Here is a 14,968-nt window from a genome sequence, read left to right on the forward strand (position 1 = left end):
GATTCAGTCCTCGGATGCGCGGTAGCGCATCACTGGGTAACGGGGAGCAACGGCGTCTGCGAGTCCGAGGGCATGATCCGGTAGTGCTTGAGCACCTGGGTCATCGCCTTCTGGAAGGCGGGACGGTTCGCGGCGGACAGTCGCAGCGTCTTGGGCTCATCGAATGCGGTCAGGACAACATACTTCGGATCGTCCGCCGGCGCGTAGCCGACGAGCGAGGTGTAGTAGAGGTTGTCCTTGTAGGCGCCGGTCTCCGGGTCGACCTTCTGGGCCGTTCCGGTCTTGCCCGCCATGCGGTACCCGGGCACCGCGATGTCTTCGGCGAGCGTGCCCTGCGTGAAGACGTTCTCGAGCATGACGCTCACCTGCTCGGCCGTGCTCTCCTGGATGACGCGCTGCGGCTCGGGCAGGTCGGGCTCGGTCACCGTTCCGTCGGCGGCCGTGCACGACTCCACGAGGCTCAGCGGCTGACGCACGCCGCCGTTCGCGATCGTCTGGTAGACGCTGGCGACCTGCGGTGCGGTGGTGGTGAAAGCCTGGCCGAACGTCGTCGTGTAGTACGTCTGGTTGTCCCATTGCTCGGTGGGGATGTAGGTGCCCTTGGGCTCTCCCGACCAGTTCAGCGCGGTCCCCTCGCCGACCCCGAACTTCTTGAGGTACTCCAGCCGCGTGGCCGGGTCGACCTGAGCACCGAACTGCGACAGGGCGACGTTCGACGACGTCACGAGACCACCCGTGAGCGTCAGGTTCTGGGCCGGATGCGGCTCGGAGTCGTTGACGACCGCGCCGTTGGGGAACTCCATGCGGTCGGGGCTCCACGCCGTCGACAGGGGGGTGAGGCCCGCGGCCTCGATCGCGGTGGCGGCGGTGACGGGCTTGAACGTCGAGCCGGGCTCGTACGAGTCGCGGAAGAGCCGGCTGCCGCGGTCGGCGGGGTCGGAGCTCGCGATGTCGTTGAGATCGACGCTCGGGTACTCCGCTGCCGCGCGGATCTTGCCCGTGGCGACCTCGACGACCAGGATCGAGCCGCTCTCGGCACCCAGGTTCTGGGTCTGCTCGGCGATCAGCTGCTGCATGTACCACTGCAGGTCGCGGTCGATCGTCAGGCGCAGCGTGCCGCCGTTGACAGGCGCAGGATCCTGCACCTCGGTGCCCGGGATGACGACGCCGTCGAGCCCGCGCATGTAGCGGATCGTGCCGTCGCTGCTCTGGAGGCACGAGTCCTGCAGCGCCTCGACGCCTTCGAGGGGGGTCTCGTCCGATCCGACGAAACCGATGACGTTGCCGGCCACCGCGCCGTCGGGGTACGTCCGGTGGGGATGGGCGTCGAACCCGATGAACGGCAGATTGAGGTCGGCCAGCGCGCGGTACTGCTCGGTGGACAGGCCGCGGTCGAGGTAGGCGAACCGCGACTCGGGGTCGGCGGCGACGGCGGTCGTGACGATCCCCTCGACCTCGGCGGCATCCTGTCCGGTCACCGCGGCGATCTCGGCGGCGAGTTCCGACCAGGTGACCGCGACGGTCTCGCCCGCATCGTTCTTGCGCTTGATGCCCTCGACGGCGAGCTTCGGGTCGATCTTGGCGTCGTACACCGAGCTGGTGGTGGCGAGGGTCGCGCCGTTCGTGTCGGTGATGTCGCCGCGGGTGCCGTAGAGCTTGGCGCCGACCTCCATCGCGAGATTGCGGGCGTCGCTCTCATGGTCGTCGGCGTTCACGACCTGGATGTCGACCAGGCGCACGATGAACGCGACGAGAACGATGAGGACGATCAGGAGCGCGACCATCGTGCGACGTCGCGGGCTGCGGGTGGCTCGAGTCGTCATGGGTCTCAGTGTGTGCTCGGGGCGGGCAGGCCGTCGGCGATGGGCGGGGGTGTCGCACGATCGGCGCCGACCATCTCGTCGACGCTGGTGCCGGTCTCAAGGCTCGCGGCCGGATCCGTGATGAGCGGCACGCCCGCCACGAGGGAGTTGCCGACCGCGGCGCGGCCGAGAGCGTCGACGTTCGAGGCGCCCCCGGCGGCGGCCGAGGTGCCGAGGACGGCTCCGTCGCTGAGTCGCAGGTAGTTGGGCGCTTCGGCGATGACCATCCCGAGCGCGGTGGCGTTCGCGGCGAGGAACTGCGGCGATCCCAGCCCCGCGATGTCGTCTTCGAGAATCTGCTTCTGCCAGCTCAGCTGCCGCTGCTGCTGCGTCAGTGAGGAGATCTCGTACGACGTCTGGGTGGTGAGGATCGACAGGCCCATCTGCACCGCGCCGATGAGGACGGCGCCCGAGACCGCGACGATGCCGTAGAGCATGCGCGGACGGCGACGTGGAGCGGCTGCAGAGACGAGCCGCAGCTCGCCGTCGCGACCCCGCTCCCGCGGCAGGCGGCCCGGAACGGCCGAGAAGAAGTCGTCACCGAGCTGCGACTCGATGCGGGCGGTGTTGTCGCCGTTCACATTGCCTCCCTCACCCGTTCGGCCGCGCGCAGCCGCACCGGCTTCGCACGCGGATTGCGTTCACGTTCCTCGTCGCTGGCGAGCTCGGCACCGCGCACCAGCAGCCGGAACCTCGGCGCATGCTCGGGCAGCTCGACGGGCAGTCCACTGGGCGCCGTCGATGCCGAGGCGTCGGCGAACACGCGCTTGACCAGGCGGTCCTCGAGCGACTGGTACGACATCACGACGATGCGCCCGCCCACGTTCAGCGCGTCGAGTGCCGCCGGCAGCGCGCGTTCGAGCACCGCGAGTTCGGCGTTGACCTCGATGCGCAGCGCCTGGAACACGCGCTTGGCGGGGTGCCCCGACCGCTCGCGCTGCACGGCGGCGGGGGTCGCGGCGACGAGGACGTCGACGAGTTCGCCCGACCGCGTGAGCGGAGCCCGGCCACGGGCCTCGATGATGGCGCGCGCGTAACGGCCCGCGAGCTTCTCCTCGCCGTATCGCTCGAAGATGCGGCGGAGGTTGCCCTCGCTGTAGGTCGCGACGATATCGGCGGCGGTCGTGCCCGCGGTCTGGTCCATGCGCATGTCCAGCGGCGCGTCCTGCGCGTAGGCGAAGCCGCGGTCGGCCTCGTCGAGCTGAAGCGACGAGACACCGAGGTCGAACAGGATGCCGTCGACGCGGTCGACTCCGGCCGAGGCGAGCGCCCCGGTGATGCCGTCGTAGACGGTGTGCACGAGGTGCACGCGGTCGCCGAAGCGTGCCAGCCGGTCGCCGGCGATGCGCAGGGCGTCCGTGTCGCGGTCGAGTCCGATCAGACGCACGGACGGGAAGCGCTCGAGAAGAGCCTCGGAATGGCCGCCCATCCCTTCGGTCGCGTCGACGACGACCGCGCCGTCACGGTGCAGGGCGGGCGCGAGCAGCTCGACGCAGCGGTCGAGAAGGACGGGAGTGTGGATCTCGGGGTTCGTCATGATGCGGCGGGTCCGATCCGGAGCCGTGATCCCCCTCCGCTGCGACCTGACACCGGGGAAGTGCGTCAGGGCCAGCGGCTGAGGATCACGGCCACGGGTCAGAAGAGTCCCGGGATCACCTCCTCCTCCATGTCGGAGTAGGCGTCCTCGTTGCCGGCGGCGTACGCGTTCCACGCCTCGGCGTCCCAGATCTCGGCGTGGGCGCCGACACCGGTCATGACGAGCTCGCGCCCGAGCCCCGCGTAGGTGCGCAGGTGCGGCGGGACGGTGATGCGGTTCTGGCTGTCGGGCTTCTCGGCGCTGGCGCCCGAGAGGAACATGCGCTGGAAGTCGCGCGCCTGCTTGTTCGTCAGCGGAGCCTCGCGGATGCGCTCGTAGACGCGCTCGAACTCGACCGTGCTGAAGACGTAGAGGCAGCGTTCCTGACCGCGGGTCACGACGACACCGGGACCGAGGTCGTCGCGGAACTTGGCGGGGAGGATGACGCGGCCCTTCTCGTCGAGCTTGGGGGTGTGCGTGCCGAGAAGCATGGTGCTCCACCACCCCCTCCCGGCCCGTCGGTTGGCCCCACTTTACTCCACTTTCCTCCACTTCACTATGGCTCGAGCACCACTCCCTCCCCCAGGGCACAAAAAAGAGCACCGACCCGGAGGTCGGTGCTCTTCAGTCGAGGTGCGGCGTCAGCGTTCGCCGTTGCGGCGATCCCAGCGCTCGTTCATGCGATCCATGAAGTTGGCGGACGAGTTCGAGGGCTTCCGTGTACCCGCAGTGCCGGCCGAGCGGCCCACGGTGCCGTTGCGGGCCGGGGTCAGGGCGAGGACGACGCCACCGACCATCACGACGAAGGCGACGACGCCGATCGCGATGATGCCGGTCGACACGCCGACGATGAGACCGCCGAGACTCAGGAGGACGAGGAGAGCGCCGTAGACGATGTTCCGGTAGCTGAGGGACTGCCCTTCACGCGGCGCACTGACCACGTCGGCCTCGTTGCGCATGAGATGGCGCTCCATCTCATCGAGCAGCCGCTGCTCCTGCTCTGACAGTGGCATGCATCCCCCTCTGTTCGGGTGTTCGTGCGCCGATTCTACGCGCGCTGACGAGAACTAGGCTAGGCCCGTGACGACCTCGCCCGACCCGATTTCCGCTGTTTCCCAGCGACTGGAAAGCTTCGCCGCGGATCGACGGGCCGAGGTCGCCGACCTCGGCGGCGAAGCCGTCGATTTCGTCGAGGCGGCGCTCGCCTGTCTCCATGGCGGCAAGCGCCTGCGCGCCCGCTTCCTGGCGGCCGGTTTCGCCGCTGTGGGCGGTGACACCGACGGCGGGCAGGATGTCGCGGGCGTGGCCGCATCGCTCGAGGTCTTCCAGGCCGCAGCGCTCGTCCACGATGACCTCGTCGACAACTCCGACACCCGCCGCGGCCGGCCCGCCGCGCACCGCGCGCTCGAGAACCACCACCGCCGCTCGGCCTGGGCCGGCGACGCCGAGCCGTTCGGGCGCGCAGCGGCCGTCCTGCTCGGCGATCTGCTCGTCGCCTGGTCGGACGATCTGCTCGAGCAGTCGATCGCGACGGACCGACACGCCGCAGACGTACGACGGCAGTACGCCACGATGCGTCGCGACGTCACAGTGGGGCAGTACCTCGACGTCGCCGAGGAGGCGGCCTTCGCCTCCGCGCCCGAGGGCTCGCACGCGCAGCGGGCACTGCGCATCGCCTCCTACAAGTCGGCGCGGTACAGCGTGCAGCAGCCGATCCTCATCGGCGCCGCCCTCGGCGGTGCAGACGCTCCGCAGCGCGATGCGTTGAGCAGCTTCGGGCATGCCGTGGGCCTCGCCTTCCAGCTGCGCGACGACATCCTCGGCGTGTTCGGCGACGCCGCCGTGACGGGGAAGCCCTCGGGCGACGACCTGCGCGAGGGCAAGCGGACCGTCCTCATCGCCTACGCGTGCGAGACCCTCGACACCGCCGCGCGGGACGAGCTCGAAACCGCGCTCGGCGACCGGGGCCTGGACGAGAACGCGATCGCACGACTGCAAGACCTCATCCGCTCCAGCGGCGCGATCGAGCGTCTCGAGACCGACATCTCGCGCTTCGCCGCCGAAGCGGAGGCGGCGCTCGCCGACGCTCCGCTCACGGTCGCGGGCATCACCGCGCTGCGTGAGCTCGCGCGCGCCGCGATCGAGCGCTCCGCCTGACCGGCGGAGCGGGTCAGGCGAGCGTCTGCGCGACGCGGCGCACTTCGGTCTTGCGTCCGGCGCGCAGCGCTTCGATCGGGGCGATGCCGATGGACTCCTCCGGAGCGAGCAGCCAGTCGATCGCCTCATCGTCCGAGAAGCCGGCGTCGTGCAGGACCGTGATCGTCCCCCGCAGCGATGACAGCGGAGCGCCGTCGAGGAAGAACAGACCGGGAACGCGGAACACCCCGTCCCGGCGGCTGCCGATGAGGTGATTCTCATCCAGCAGGCGACGGACGCGGCTCAGCGACTCGCCCGTCAGCTCGACGACCTCGGGAAGGGTCAGCCAGGACACGGGAATGACGGGGTTTTCGGCATCGCTCACCTCTTCACTATCCCACCTCCGCCGCGAGCCGGCGCGAGGACGCAGCGGTGCTTTCACATCAGTAACAGGCGTCACTTCGGTTGACACCTCTCACAGGCCCGTGTCAGCGTTTCGGAGACCTCCGAGAAGGGACCCCCGTGCATCGCGAGCCGATCCCCCACCCCCGCCGCGTTCGCCACCGACTGAGCAGCGTCGTCGCGCCCGCCGTCGTGGGCTCGATCGCACTGAGCCTGAGCGCTCAACCTGCGGCTGCCGCCGAACCGCAGCAGCGGGACTCCGCGTTCGGACACGACGCGCGGGCCCTGCGTTCGACCGCGTCGACGGCGGTTCAGCCGGCGAGCCGGCCGGACCAGCACGTGGTGGGTCTGGGCGACACCGTCAGCCGCATCGCCGCCCAGCACGGACTGCGCACCGCGGACCTGCTGGCATGGAACGGTCTGGACTGGTCCTCCGTCATCCGTCCCGGTGACGTCATCCGCCTCTCCGGCAACTCAGCACCGAGCACGCCCGCCGCGGCGCCGGTCGGCACCGCCCGCTCGCACACCGTCGCGGCCGGTGAGACGCCGTGGTCCATCGCGCGCGCCGCCGGGATCGGGGTCGCCGAGCTGCTGGGAGCCAACGGGCTCGCCGGCGACGCCGTGATCTTCCCCGGTCAGACCCTCACGGTGCCCGGTAGCGGACCGGCGGCTCCCGCGGCCGCCGTCGCGGCCGCGCCCGCTGAGGCACCCATCGCCGCCGGGTCGCACACGGTGAGCGCGGGCGAAACATTGTCGGCGATCGCCGCGAAGCACGGCCTCGCCCTCGACGCCGTCCTCGCCGCCAACGGCATGGACCGCTCGTCGATCATCTACCCGGGCCAGTCCCTGGTGATCCCAGGCGCGGCCGCAGCGCCCGCCGCCGTGGTGACCCCGGCGCCCGACCTCGGCCTGGACGCCGAGCAGATCGCCAATGCCCGCCTCATCATCCAGGTCGGACGCGAGCGCGGGGTGCCCGATCGCGGGATCGCGATCGCCCTGGCGACGGCAATGGTGGAGTCCTGGATCCGGAACCTGGACTGGGGCGACCGCGATTCGCTCGGCCTGTTCCAGCAGCGACCGAGCACCGGATGGGGGACGCCCGACCAGGTGCGCGACCCTGCCCGATCGGCCGCGACGTTCTACGGCGGCGCCGGAGACCCGAACGGCACCGACACGCGGGGGCTGCTCGACATCCCCGGATGGGAGTCGCTGCCCTTCACCGACGCGGCGCAGGCCGTGCAGGTGTCCGCACACCCCGAGCGCTACGGCCAATGGGAGCAGCAGGCGTACCTCTGGCTGGCCGCGCTCGGCTGATACCCGGGGAACGCGGGTGCCCCGAGGGTGAGCCGCTGCCCGGGCTGGCGGCATCCGCTCCGTAGAATCGCTCCGTGAGCATGAGCCAGCAGACCGACCCGCTGATCGGCCGACTGGTCGACCAGCGATACCGCGTCCGTGCTCGCATCGCCCGCGGTGGCATGGCGACGGTCTACGTCGCGACCGACCTGCGGCTTGAGCGCCGCGTCGCCCTGAAGGTGATGCACGGCCACCTGTCCGACGACTCGGTCTTCCAGAGCCGGTTCATCCAGGAGGCGCGCTCGGCCGCACGCCTGGCCGACCCGCACGTGGTCAACGTCTTCGACCAGGGCCAGGACGGCGAGATGGCCTACCTGGTGATGGAGTACCTGCCGGGGATCACGCTGCGCGAGCTGCTGCGCGAGCAGAAACGCCTCACCATCCCCCAGACGATCACGATCATGGACGCGATCCTGTCGGGGCTCGCTGCCGCCCATCGCGCCGGCATCGTGCACCGCGACGTCAAGCCCGAGAACGTGCTGCTCGCCGAGGACGGGCGGATCAAGATCGGCGACTTCGGTCTCGCGCGCGCCACGACCGCGAACACCGCGACCGGCCAGATGCTGCTGGGCACGATCGCCTACCTGGCACCCGAGCTCGTCACCCGCGGCACCGCCGACGCCCGCAGCGACATCTACGCGCTCGGCATCCTGCTGTACGAGATGCTCGCCGGCGAGCAGCCCTACAAGGGCGAGCAGCCGATGCAGATCGCCTATCAGCACGCGACCGACTCGGTTCCCCGTCCCAGCGCGAAGAACCCCGGCGTGCCCGAACAGCTCGACGAGCTCGTTCTGTGGGCCACCGAACGCGAACCCGACGAACGCCCCCTCGACGCCAAGGTCATGCTCGACCGGCTGCGCGAGATCGAGCGTGAGCTGGGCGTCTTCCCGCAGGTCGTGCGCACCGCGCCGGCCGGCGCGGCCGAGGTCGTCACCGATGACGACGGATCGGGCTCGGGCGAGGTCACCAAGCTGATGCCCGGCACCTTCACGGCGCCCCCGGTCACCACCGATGTCGACAACGCGACGCGACTGCGCCGTCAGTCCCGTCGCAATCGCACGCGCGGCGCGTGGCTGGTCATGCTGGTCATCGCCCTGGCCGCCCTCGCCGGCGGCACCGGCTGGTGGTTCGGCTCGGGACCGGGCTCGCTCGTCGCGGTGCCCGACGTCCGCGGGCTGACCTTCGACGAGGCGCAGGGCGCCCTCGCCGCGCAGGGTCTGCAGGCCACTGAGTCCGGCGAGAACAGCCTCGACGTCCAAGAGGGTTTGACGATCCGCACCGATCCCGACCCGGGGGCACGGCTCGACCGCGACGCGGTCGTGACGATCTACGTCTCGCGGGGGCCCGCCGAGGTGTCTATCCCCGCGCTCGCGGGGCAGACCGAGGAGGCGGCGCGCGAACTGCTGCGGCAGAACGTCGTCGCGGTCGCCGATCAGGCCGAGGCGGAGTTCGATCCGGATGTCGCCGCGGGCACCGTCATCCGCGCGTCCGTGACGCCCGCGGCCGGCGGTGACCCGGTCGACTGCACCGAGGGATGCCTCGTCCGCCAGGGCGACGCCGCTACGCTGCTCGTCTCACGCGGAGCCGTGCCGGAGGTGTCGGGCATGAGCGTCGAGCGCGCGACGCGCACGCTCACCGACGCGGGACTCGAGGTCGCGGAGGACAACCGCACGGAGGCGAGCACCAGCATCGCGCGGGGCGACGTCATCGGGATCCTCGGTCGCGACGACGACGGCAACTGGCGCCCCGGCGACGTCGTCACCCTCATCGTCTCGACCGGTCCCCCGCTCTTCGAGGTGCCCGATGTCGTCGGCCAGACGCGTGATGCGGCGGCCGAGACGCTCCGCGGCGCGGGGTTCGAGGTGTCGTACTCGGCGCTGTGGAACATCTGGCCCGACGGTCTGACGAAGGTCACGGCGCAGGATCCGGCCGGCGGCAGCATGCACGTGCGCGGCACGACGATCACGTTGCAGATCACCGCGACCGGCTGACACGACGACAGACGACACTGCCCTGCTCCGCGGTCATCCGCAGGCAGGGCAGTGTCGTGGCGGGCGAAAGCCCGGGTCAGCGCTTCTCGAGCTCCTCGGCGACGAGGAACGCCAGCTCGAGGCTCTGCATGTGGTTCAGGCGCGGGTCGCACAGGCTCTCGTAGCGCGTGGCGAGCGTCGCCTCGTCGATCATCTCCGAGCCGCCGAGGCACTCGGTGACGTCGTCGCCCGTGAGCTCGACGTGGATGCCGCCGGGGAACGTCCCCACCGCGCGGTGCGCCTCGAAGAAGCCGCGCACCTCGTCGACGACGTCGTCGAAGCGACGCGTCTTGTAGCCCGTGGGCGTCGTGATGCCGTTGCCGTGCATCGGGTCGGTGACCCACAGCGGCGTCGCGCCCGAGTCCTTGACGGCCTCCAGCAGCGGGGGCAGCGCGTCGCGGATCTTCCCGGCGCCCATACGCGTGATGAACGTCAGGCGGCCCGGCTCGCGCTCGGGGTCGAGCTTGTCGATCAGCGCGAGCGCCGTGTCGGTGCTCGTCGTGGGGCCGAGCTTGACGCCGATCGGGTTGCGGATCTTCGAGAAGTAGTCGACGTGGGCGCCGTCGAGCTCGCGCGTGCGCTCACCGATCCAGAGGAAGTGCGAGGACGTGTTGTACGGGGTGTTCGTGCGCGAGTCGATGCGCGTCATCGGGCGCTCGTAGTCCATGAGCAGGCCCTCGTGGCCCGTGTAGAACTCGACACCGCGCAGTTCGTCGAAGTTGGCTCCCGCCGCCTCCATGAATTTGATGGCGCGGTCGATCTCTCCCGCGAGACCCTCGTAGCGGGCATTGGCCGGGTTCGTGGCGAAGCCCTTGTTCCACGAGTGCACCTCGCGCAGGTCGGCGAAACCGCCCTGCGTGAACGCGCGGATGAGGTTCAGCGTCGAGGCCGCCGTGTGGTAGCCCTTGAGCAGCCGCGCGGGATCGGGCTGGCGCGAGGCCGCCGTGAAGTCGTAGCCGTTGACGATGTCGCCGCGGTAGGCCGGCAGCGTCACGTCGCCGCGAGTCTCGGTGTCGCTCGAGCGCGGCTTGGCGAACTGCCCCGCCATGCGGCCCATCTTCACGACGGGCATCGAGGCGCCGTAGGTGAGCACGACGGCCATCTGCAGCACGGTCTTGATCCGGTTGCGGATCTTCTCGGCGGTCGCTCCGGCGAAGGTCTCGGCGCAGTCGCCGCCCTGCAGGAGGAAGGCTTCACCGGATGCCGCGCGCGCGAGGCGTTCGCGGAGGATGTCGACCTCTCCGGCGAAGACGAGGGGCGGGAGCGTCGCGATCTCAGCCGACACCGCAGCGACGGCGTCGGGGTCGTTCCACGCCGGCTGCTGCTTGATGGGAAGATCGCGCCACGTGTCGAGTGAATCCAGCGTAGGCACGGGGCAAGTCTAGTCGGCGACGGCCGGCCCCTCGGCCGTGTGACGGCTCAGTCGCGCGCGGCGGCGGCGGCGCGCTCCTTGACCGACGACGCGTAGACGTCCGCGTACTCCTGCTCGCCGAGGCGCTGAAGGGCGACCATGATCTCGTCGGTCACCGAGCGCAGCACGAACCGGTCGCTCTCCATGCCCTGGAAGCGCGAGAAGTCGAGCGGTTCGCCGATGACCATGCCGACTCGGCCGACGCGCGGGATGCTGCGCCCGATGGGCATCACGGCGTCGGTGTCGACCATGACGACGGGGATCACGGGCACCCGCGCCTCGAGCGCCATGCGGGCCAGTCCGGTGCGTCCACGGTAGAGCTTGCCGTCGGGGCTGCGGGTGCCTTCGGGGTAGATCCCGAGCAGGTCACCGCGACCGAGCACCTGCAGCCCGGTGTTGAGGGATGCCTCCGAGGCCTTGCCGCCCGTCCGATCGATCGCGATCTGCCCCGTCGCCTTCATGAACACGCGCGTGGCCCAGCCCTTGAGGCCCGTCCCGGTGAAGTAGTCGCTCTTGGCGAGGAACGACATCGGGCGGTCGATCATGAGCGGCAGGAAGATCGAGTCGCTCACCGACAGGTGATTGCTGGCGAAGATGGCCGCACCGGAGGCCGGCACGTTACGCCGGCCCACGATCCAGGGTCGGAAGATCGCCTTCACGATCGGTCCGATGAAGATGTACTTCATCAGCCAGTAGAACACCGGTCACCGCCCCCCGGCGAGGTCCGCGACGCCGATGAGACCGGCGTCGTTGCCCAGCGTCGCGATGGCGAAGTCGGCCGGCGCGGCGTTCTCGCCACCGGGCAGCGCGGCCCGGTAGGCGGCGCGGACCGGCGCGAGCAGCGTCTCGCCGAGCTGCGCGACACCGCCGCCGATGACGAAGATCTCGGGGTCGAGCGTCGCCTGGAAACCGCCCGCGGATTCGCCGAGCGCGGTCGCGACGCGGCGCAGCGCCTCGACGGCGCCCGGGTCGTCGGCCAGGATGAGCCGCGAGATCGCGTCGCCCGGGATGGAGCCGCGCTCGTCGCGCACCTGCGCCAGCCCGGAGCCGAGCTCGGGGTCGTCGGCGATGGCGACCGCTTCGCGCTGCAGCGCGCGGCCCGAGGCGTACTGCTCGAGGCAGCCGTGCAGTCCGCAGCCGCAGAGCCGTCCGCCGCGCTCGAAGCGCACGTGACCGAGTTCGCCCGCCGCGCCGCGTCCGCCGATCAGCAGCTGACCGTCGATCACGACGGCTCCCCCGACACCGGTGCCGAGGGTCAGCATGACCATGTTGGCGCTGCCGCGGCCCGCGCCGAACCGGTACTCCGCCCAGCCGGCGGCGTTCGCGTCGTTCTCGAGGACGACGGCCACACCGACGCGCGACTCCAGCTCGGCCCGCAGCGGGTGGTCGACCCAGTCGATGTTGGGCGCGTGACGCATGATCGAGCGCGTGCGGTCGAGGAAACCGGCGGCGGCCACGCCGACCGCGGTCACGTCGTGCGAGTCGCGGAAGTGGCGGACCATGTCGGCCACGGCATCCGCCAGGGCGTCGGTGTCGGTCGGGGTGTCGACGCGGATCCGATCGACGATCGTCCCGTCCGCGGAGACCACGCCGCCGGCGATCTTGGTTCCGCCGATGTCGATGCCGATGTTGAGCACTCGTCGTCCCTTTCCGGCGACCGTTCGGCGGCGCCCCGCAAAGTCTAGTGGCGCGTCCCCGCAACCGCGGGGGTCGAGGGCCGGGGTCGCCGCTAGAGTGTCTGTACCCTGCCAGACGCTTCCGGTACCGAAGGAGTTGCCGCCCATGAGCGCCGTCCAGTTCGAAGTCCCTGCCGTCGTACCCGCCGACCCCGACGCGAACATCACCGACCTGCTGGTCGACCGTGTGAAGGCCAGCCCGTCCCGCGCCCTCTTCGCTGTGCCCGAGAACGGCGGCTGGCGCGACATCTCCGCCGCCGAGTTCCAGCGCGAGGTCGTCGCTCTCGCGAAGGGATTCGTCGCCGCGGGTGTCGAGCCCGGCGACAAGGTCGGGTTCATCGCCCGCACCACCTATGACTGGACCCTGGTCGACTTCGCCCTCTTCTTCGCCGGAGCGGTGATGGTCCCGATCTACGAGACGAGCTCGGCGTCGCAGATCGCGTGGATCCTCACCGACTCGGGGGCGACGACGGTCATCGCCGAGTCGGCCGAGCATGCCGAGCGCATCGCCGAGATCCGCGCGACGGTGCCGCTCGTGCGCGAGGTATGGACCATGGGCTCGGGCGATCTCGACACCCTGCGCGCGGGCGGACGGGATGTCGCCGACGACGAGATCGAGCGCCGGCGCAACCTCGCCGTGGGCTCGGACATCGCCACCCTGATCTATACGTCCGGCTCGACCGGACGTCCCAAGGGGTGCGTCCTCACGCATAGCAACTTCGTCGAGTTGGCGCGCAACTCGGGCAAGGCGCTGACGGAGGTCGTCAACCACCCTGGGGGCGCCTCGACGCTGTTGTTCATCACGACCGCGCACGTCTTCGCGCGCTTCATCTCGATCCTCAACGTCCACGCGGGGGTCAAGACCGGGCACCAGCCCGACACGAAGCAGCTCCTGCCGGCGCTGGGGTCCTTCCAGCCGACCTTCCTGCTCGCCGTGCCTCGTGTGTTCGAGAAGGTGTACAACTCGGCCGAGCAGAAGGCTGAGGCGGGCGGCAAGGGCAAGATCTTCCGCGCGGCCGCGCAGGTCGCGATCGACCACTCGCGGCTGCAGCAGGAGGGGAAGAAGGTCCCCCTGCTGACGAAGGTGAAGTTCCGCCTGTTCGACCGCCTGGTCTACAGCAAGCTCCGCGCCGCGATGGGCGGACGCGTGCAGTACGCCGTCTCGGGCTCTGCGCCGCTCGGACCGCGCCTCGGACATTTCTTCCACAGCCTCGGCGTGACGATCCTCGAGGGGTACGGCCTGACCGAGACGACCGCCCCGGCGACGGTCAACCTCGCCACCAAGTCGAAGATCGGCACGGTCGGCCCGGTGCTGCCCGGTGTCGGCGTTCGGCTGGGCGAGGACGGCGAGGTGGAGGTCCGCGGCATCAACGTGTTCGCGGAGTACTGGCAGAACCCCGAGGCGACGGCCGAGGCGTTCCACGACGGCTGGTTCAAGACCGGCGACATCGGCTCGTTCGACGCCGACGGGTTCCTCACGATCACCGGTCGCAAGAAGGAGATCATCGTCACGGCCGGCGGCAAGAACGTCGCCCCCGCCGTGCTCGAAGACCCGATCCGCGCCAACCCGATCGTGGGTCAGGTCGTCGTGGTCGGCGACCAGAAGCCGTTCATCTCCGCCCTCGTGACCCTCGATCCCGAGATGCTTCCGACGTGGCTGTCCAACAACGATCTGCCCGGCGACATGACGCTGACGGATGCCGCGAAGCACGACGTCGTCCGCGCCGAAGTTCAGCGCGCCATCGACGAGGCCAACCGCGGTGTGTCGCGCGCGGAGTCGATCCGCAAGTTCACCATCCTCGACACGGAGTGGACCGAGGCGAGCGGGCACCTCACCCCGAAGATGAGCATCAAGCGCAACGTCATCCTCACCGACTTCGCCGGCACGATCGCCGACATCTACGACGAGCCGGTCAAGACGAGCAACGTGCCTCTGGGCTGATCGGATCGACGAGAACGGCCCGGTGGATGATCGCTCATCCGCCGGGCCGTTCTGGTTCGCGCGACACTGTGCGCGGCACCGCCGGGCTCAGAACCAGGACGACTCGCGCACCTCGCGCATCGCCACACGACGCTCGGCCGGTGAGAGCCGGTCGAGATACAGGATGCCGTCGAGGTGGTCGCACTCGTGCTGCAGCGCCTGCGCCATGAGCCCCTCCCCCTCGAGCGTGATCTCGTTCCCGTCGAGGTCGATGCCCACGGCGCGGGCGTACGGGTGCCGCAGCGTGTCGTGCCAGAGGTTCGGTACCGACAGGCATCCCTCGCCGATCAATGCGGGATCGCCCGAGACCTCCACCAGCTCCGGGTTGAGGATGTAGCCGATGACTCCGTCGACGTTGTAGCTGAAGGCCCGCAGGCCCACGCCGATCTGCGGGGCGGCGACGCCGGCGCGGCCGGGCAGCTCGACGGTGTCGAGCAGATCGCGCACGAGCGAGCGCACACCGTCGTCGATCGTTTCGATACGGGCGGCGGGCGACTTCAGGACCGGGTCGCCGAAGAAGCGGATCGCGCGGACCGCCATG

The 14,968-nt window shown here is 70.2% G+C and carries 14 protein-coding genes; 4 read left to right on the forward strand and 10 right to left on the reverse strand.

Annotated elements, in window-relative coordinates; all coding sequences use genetic code 11:
- Positions 1-29 precede the first annotated feature (29 nt).
- The 5 genes from JOF37_RS03900 to JOF37_RS03920 all read right to left on the reverse strand — a co-directional run bounded on the left by JOF37_RS03900 (position 30) and on the right by JOF37_RS03920 (position 4,451).
- Positions 30-1,823 (reverse strand): peptidoglycan D,D-transpeptidase FtsI family protein, encoded by a 1,794-nt coding sequence (locus JOF37_RS03900; RefSeq protein ID WP_210005282.1) that lies wholly within the window; start codon positions 1,821-1,823, stop codon positions 30-32.
- Between the two features lie 5 nt (positions 1,824-1,828).
- Positions 1,829-2,443: a cell division protein FtsL gene (gene ftsL / locus JOF37_RS03905; RefSeq protein ID WP_210005283.1), complete on the reverse strand. Its 615-nt coding sequence runs from the start codon at positions 2,441-2,443 to the stop codon at positions 1,829-1,831.
- On the reverse strand, positions 2,440-3,399 hold the full coding sequence (rsmH, locus tag JOF37_RS03910; RefSeq protein ID WP_210005285.1) for a 16S rRNA (cytosine(1402)-N(4))-methyltransferase RsmH: 960 nt from the start codon (positions 3,397-3,399) through the stop codon (positions 2,440-2,442). Before rsmH ends, ftsL begins: the two co-directional genes overlap by 4 nt.
- 98 nt (positions 3,400-3,497) lie before the next feature.
- Entirely contained in the window at positions 3,498-3,929 is a 432-nt protein-coding gene (mraZ, locus tag JOF37_RS03915) for a division/cell wall cluster transcriptional repressor MraZ (protein ID WP_210005287.1), read from the reverse strand.
- A gap of 150 nt (positions 3,930-4,079) precedes the next feature.
- Positions 4,080-4,451, reverse strand: coding sequence for a DUF3040 domain-containing protein (locus tag JOF37_RS03920; RefSeq protein ID WP_210005291.1), 372 nt, complete (start codon positions 4,449-4,451; stop codon positions 4,080-4,082).
- A 67-nt stretch (positions 4,452-4,518) separates the two neighbouring features.
- Here JOF37_RS03920 and JOF37_RS03925 point away from each other — a divergent pair, with 67 nt between their 5' ends.
- The gene (locus tag JOF37_RS03925; RefSeq protein ID WP_210005293.1) at positions 4,519-5,595 is read left to right on the forward strand and encodes a polyprenyl synthetase family protein; all 1,077 of its coding nucleotides are present in this window, start codon (positions 4,519-4,521) and stop codon (positions 5,593-5,595) included.
- A gap of 13 nt (positions 5,596-5,608) precedes the next feature.
- On the opposite strand, the gene JOF37_RS03930 is transcribed toward JOF37_RS03925, so the two are convergent.
- Positions 5,609-5,959, reverse strand: a complete 351-nt coding sequence (locus JOF37_RS03930) for an Rv2175c family DNA-binding protein (protein WP_372445408.1) — start codon at positions 5,957-5,959, stop codon at positions 5,609-5,611.
- Positions 5,960-6,096: 137 nt separating this feature from the next.
- On the opposite strand from JOF37_RS03930, the gene JOF37_RS03935 reads away from it, so the two are divergent.
- Together JOF37_RS03935 and pknB are read left to right on the forward strand one after the other, a co-directional pair.
- Positions 6,097-7,290, forward strand: a complete 1,194-nt coding sequence (locus JOF37_RS03935) for a LysM peptidoglycan-binding domain-containing protein (protein ID WP_271174844.1) — start codon at positions 6,097-6,099, stop codon at positions 7,288-7,290.
- A 74-nt stretch (positions 7,291-7,364) separates the two neighbouring features.
- Positions 7,365-9,320: a Stk1 family PASTA domain-containing Ser/Thr kinase gene (gene pknB / locus JOF37_RS03940; RefSeq protein ID WP_210005296.1), complete on the forward strand. Its 1,956-nt coding sequence runs from the start codon at positions 7,365-7,367 to the stop codon at positions 9,318-9,320.
- 76 nt (positions 9,321-9,396) lie between these two features.
- On the opposite strand, the gene JOF37_RS03945 is transcribed toward pknB, so the two are convergent.
- The 3 genes from JOF37_RS03945 to JOF37_RS03955 are packed head-to-tail and all read right to left on the reverse strand — an operon-like array spanning position 9,397 to position 12,407.
- Positions 9,397-10,731, reverse strand: a complete 1,335-nt coding sequence (locus JOF37_RS03945; protein ID WP_210005298.1) for a class II 3-deoxy-7-phosphoheptulonate synthase — start codon at positions 10,729-10,731, stop codon at positions 9,397-9,399.
- Between the two features lie 47 nt (positions 10,732-10,778).
- The gene (locus JOF37_RS03950) at positions 10,779-11,471 is read right to left on the reverse strand and encodes a lysophospholipid acyltransferase family protein (protein ID WP_210005300.1); all 693 of its coding nucleotides are present in this window, start codon (positions 11,469-11,471) and stop codon (positions 10,779-10,781) included.
- A gap of 3 nt (positions 11,472-11,474) precedes the next feature.
- Complete coding sequence (locus tag JOF37_RS03955) at positions 11,475-12,407, reverse strand: ROK family protein (protein WP_210005301.1); 933 nt, start codon at positions 12,405-12,407, stop codon at positions 11,475-11,477.
- A 145-nt stretch (positions 12,408-12,552) separates the two neighbouring features.
- On the opposite strand from JOF37_RS03955, the gene JOF37_RS03960 reads away from it, so the two are divergent.
- The gene (locus tag JOF37_RS03960) at positions 12,553-14,388 is read left to right on the forward strand and encodes an AMP-dependent synthetase/ligase (protein WP_210005302.1); all 1,836 of its coding nucleotides are present in this window, start codon (positions 12,553-12,555) and stop codon (positions 14,386-14,388) included.
- Positions 14,389-14,475: 87 nt separating this feature from the next.
- Here JOF37_RS03960 and def read toward each other — a convergent pair whose 3' ends face one another.
- On the reverse strand, positions 14,476-14,967 hold the full coding sequence (def, locus tag JOF37_RS03965) for a peptide deformylase (protein ID WP_210005303.1): 492 nt from the start codon (positions 14,965-14,967) through the stop codon (positions 14,476-14,478).
- Between the last annotated feature and the right edge of the window lies 1 nt (position 14,968).

This window comes from Microbacterium imperiale (assembly GCF_017876655.1).
GTDB classification, from domain to species: domain Bacteria; phylum Actinomycetota; class Actinomycetes; order Actinomycetales; family Microbacteriaceae; genus Microbacterium; species Microbacterium imperiale.